The following is a 3,633-nucleotide window of genomic DNA, read 5'->3' as shown; positions in this document are numbered from 1 at the left end:
GGCCGATGCCGCGGAGGATGCCGCTTTCGGCGTGCCCATCGAGGCCCCGGCTGCCGGCGAAGCGGGTGGCGCGGCGCCGCCCGCGCGCCCGCACGCGCGGCACGTGAGCGAGCTCGACAAGCTGCTGGCGAGCTGGCAGGCCTTCCGCAACGGCATCCTCGCGGGCGAGCTGGGAGAACCGCCCGCAGGCCGCACGGCCGGCACGCCCCCGCGCACCATCGATGGCGGGCTGGACGAACTGATCCACCGGCTGGACGGCCGCATCAAGGCCGCCGGCGACCACGTGGATTTCGGCTTCCTGCGCGCGCGCACCGACATCTTCCGCCTGCGGCAAAGCGTCCTCGGCACCGAGGACGCGGGCCGCTTCCTGACCTCGCCGGCGGCGGCGGAACTCGTGAAGCGCGACGAGAATCCGGTGGCGACCGAGAAGGAGTTCAACGACTACTTCAAGCGCCTGGGCGAGAAGGCGGCGGCGCCGCTGGATTTCGGCCAGGCGGCGCCGGCGCCTGCCGCTGGCATCGCAGCGCCGGAGGGCGGCGGCGTCCGCGCGGTTGCCGGGGCCGCTGCCGTCGGCACGACCAGCCGCGTGTCCGCTCCCACCAGTTCGTTGGCGCTGTCGGCCGTCGGTTCCTCGCTGTTCTCCGCACCGGCACCCGCACCCGCGGTGCACCTGGCAGTTCCCGTCGCCGGGGTGGTCGAGACCGCGCCCACGGGCATCCTCGGCGCACTGGCGCCGCAGCCCGCTGCCGAACTGGCGGTGGCGCCCGTGAAGATCATCGGCGCCCTCCAGCCCGCCGTGGGCATCGCGGCGCCGGCGGCGCGGCCGGTGCAACTGAGCGTGGAAGCGCCGCCCGCGGTCAAGGACGTGATCGGCGCCAGCCTCATCGGTGCCACGTACAACACGGTGACGGTCGCCGAGCGCTTCAAGCTGCCGGCCTCGGTCGTCTCGAGCAACACCGCGGCCAAGGCCAAGAACGACTTCGTGGTCACGGGCCTCGACGGCCTCAAGGCCAGCGGACTGGTGGTCGACGACCTGCCGGTCTACGGCTACCGGAAGGAGGGCGCCGAAGACGCCACCCCGGTCACGGCGGGCGACTTGCTGCGGGGTGCCGGCATCATCGACGAGGACGGGGTCGATGTCGGCACCGACCTGCACGAGGCGGTGTACTTCCGCCGCGGCATCGAGGCCATCGACAACACGATCCGCTTCCTGCGCGGCATGGAGTTGCGGGCCGAGGACTACCGTCGCCTGCAGGCCGACGCGAAGGCGGCGCGCGAGCGGATCGCCGGCGTCGCGGTCCGCATCCAGGAGCTGCAGGCCGCGCTGGCCTTGCGCCTGGCCGAGGTGCGGCACGACCTGTCGGTGGCGCGCGCCCTGCGCGACGAGGAACAGGCCCGCGTCGACGCGCTGGTCGCCAGGCGCCGGGCGATCCTGGCCGAACAGGTGCCTTACCTGGTGTTCCGCCGCCCGCGCTTCACGCCGGTGCTGCAGGACGTGCCCCTGCTCGCCGCGCAACCGGCGGACGTCGCCGACCCGGTGCCGCGCTGCCGCGGCGAGGTCCACGACGCGCCGCCCGAACTCCTGGCCATGGTGGACACGCTGCGCGACGTGCCGGTCCGCTGGCTCAGGCCCATCGCGCAGGTGTTCGTGAAGCTGGACCGCATCGCCGACGTCCAGCGCGTCGTGACGCAGGCGCAGCAGCGGGTCGTCCTCGCGGGCATGGTGCAGCCCGTGGGCGGGCTCGGCGTCGTGGAAGGCGCGCACACCGGCACGGGCAGGATGCTGGCCGACACCTTCGATCGCCAGGTCGAGCGGGTGACCCGGAGCTCCCAGGAGGCCGCCCGGCACCTCGCGTCCTTCGATGCCTCGAGCTGGCGGCAGGCCGTCGGCCAGGTGCAGCAGATCGCCACCCTCCGCGACCTGCTGCAGGCCGGCACCCGGCAACGCGAGGTGTCCCTGGCCGCCTCGGGCCTGCTGGACGACATCGCCGGGGTCGCCGCGTGCCTGCATGCGGCGTTCTGCACCGTGCCGCCGGCCACGCGCCTGCGCTGGGCCGAGCTGTTCTCGCAGCTCGACGCCGCCGTTTCGCTGCGCCTGCTGACCGTGCTGCCCGGTTTCGGCGACGAGAGCCTGGGCGTGGACTCCATCGCGTGGCGGCAGATGCAGCGCATGGTGGACTGGCTCTTTGCGCAGGTGGCCGACGAGGCGCCCGCGCAGGACGCCATCAACGACCTGGTGCGGGTCTGCCTGCTGCTGGCCGCGCATGCGCCGGTCAAGCGCATCCTCAGCGCCCGCATCCGGCGGCCGGTGCCCGCGGTGGTCGACGCGCGGCTGGACATCGAGATCGACCCCCAGGTCACCCGCATCGGGATGCAGGTGCTGGTGCATTCGCCCACGACGCAGGTGCTGCTGGCGCGGGCGGTGGTCGAGGACCTCGCCGATGGCGTGGCGACGGCGCGGATCACGCACGCGCCCGCCGGGCCCGCCGTGACGCTGGATGCCAGCTTGCGGGTGCAGGTGCAGGCCGGCCCGCCGCTGACCACGGCGAGCGTGCAGCGCGCGGAGGCCGCCAGGGTCCTGGCCGATGCGGTGCCGCAGGCCGCGGCAGCGCCGGCGGCGAAGGCCGCCGCGCCCGCGGCCGACCCCGTCGCCGAAAAGCGCGTGGCCCGGCAGGTGGAGGCGCTGCGCGGGGCGCGGATGCGATAGGCCATGGGCAGTGCTGCGGCGATCGCGCATGCGCAGGCCCTGGAGGCCGGCGGGCGCGCGCGCGTCGTGCGCCATGCCCGCCTGAAGCCGGCCTGCGCGGAGGACGCGGCGCAGTTGCGCTTCGCGGTGGAGGATGCGCTGAACACAGCGGACTTCGGCGACGCGGGGCGCCTGGTGCTGGTGCGCCGCCTGCGGCTGGCGGCGCTGCCGCCGCGCGCGAGTCCGGCCTGGGTCGCACGGGCGATGGAAGAGGCGTGGCGCGGCCTGGCCTTGCATGCCGTGCCGGCGCTGCATCCCTCGGCGGCACGGACCGACGCCGTGTTCTTCGCGTCGCGCACCGAGGCTTGCATGGCGTGGCTGGCGAAGCTGGCGGATGGCGAGGCGCCCGTGGAGTGGTTCTGGCGGGCGGCGTTGCCCGAGTTGAACGCCTGGCCGGCCGCCTCGGAGGCGGCCGCCATCGACCGCGTGCTCGAAGCGGCCCTGCGCGAGAGCGAGCCTGCCGTGGTGAACGCGCTGCAACGCTGGACCGATGCGCCGCTGGTCGCCCTGGCGCGTGCGCTGCCGGCGCGGGCGCAGCGGCGGCTCCTGCAGGTGCTGGTCTCCTCGCCGGTGCCGGCGCGGTCGGATGCCGTCGCTGCACCGGTCGCTGCGGCGCCGGCGGCGAGGGGCATGCCGGTGTCCGTCCCGCTTCCCGTGCAGGTGCCGGCACCGATCCCGTTGCCGCTCGCCCTCGTGGCGCGAAAGCTGGTGGCCTGGGCGCCGCTGGACGAGGCGCCGGCGCTGCTGCTGTCAGCGCTGTGGCTGGAGCCCGCGCTGCACCGGCTGCCGAGCCTCGAGGAGGCACGGGTGGTGGCGAGCCGGGCCACGCGCAGCGCGGGCCAGGCGCTGACGCTTCCCCGCCGGCCGCAGCCGGCGCCCGAGCCGCC

Annotated in this window: 2 pseudogenes; both read left to right on the top strand. The window is 75.1% G+C overall.

What is annotated here, in order from left to right:
• Positions 1-2,707: pseudogene (locus VFM98_RS25410) on the top strand (hypothetical protein); the annotation flags it as partial.
• A gap of 3 nt (positions 2,708-2,710) precedes the next feature.
• Positions 2,711-3,633, top strand: a pseudogene (locus tag VFM98_RS25405) (hypothetical protein); the annotation flags it as partial.

It is taken from the genome of Ramlibacter sp. (assembly GCF_035706265.1).
GTDB lineage: Bacteria > Pseudomonadota > Gammaproteobacteria > Burkholderiales > Burkholderiaceae_C > Ramlibacter.
Note: the sequence above shows the minus strand (reverse complement) of the source record. Positions and strands in the feature narration are given on the sequence as shown.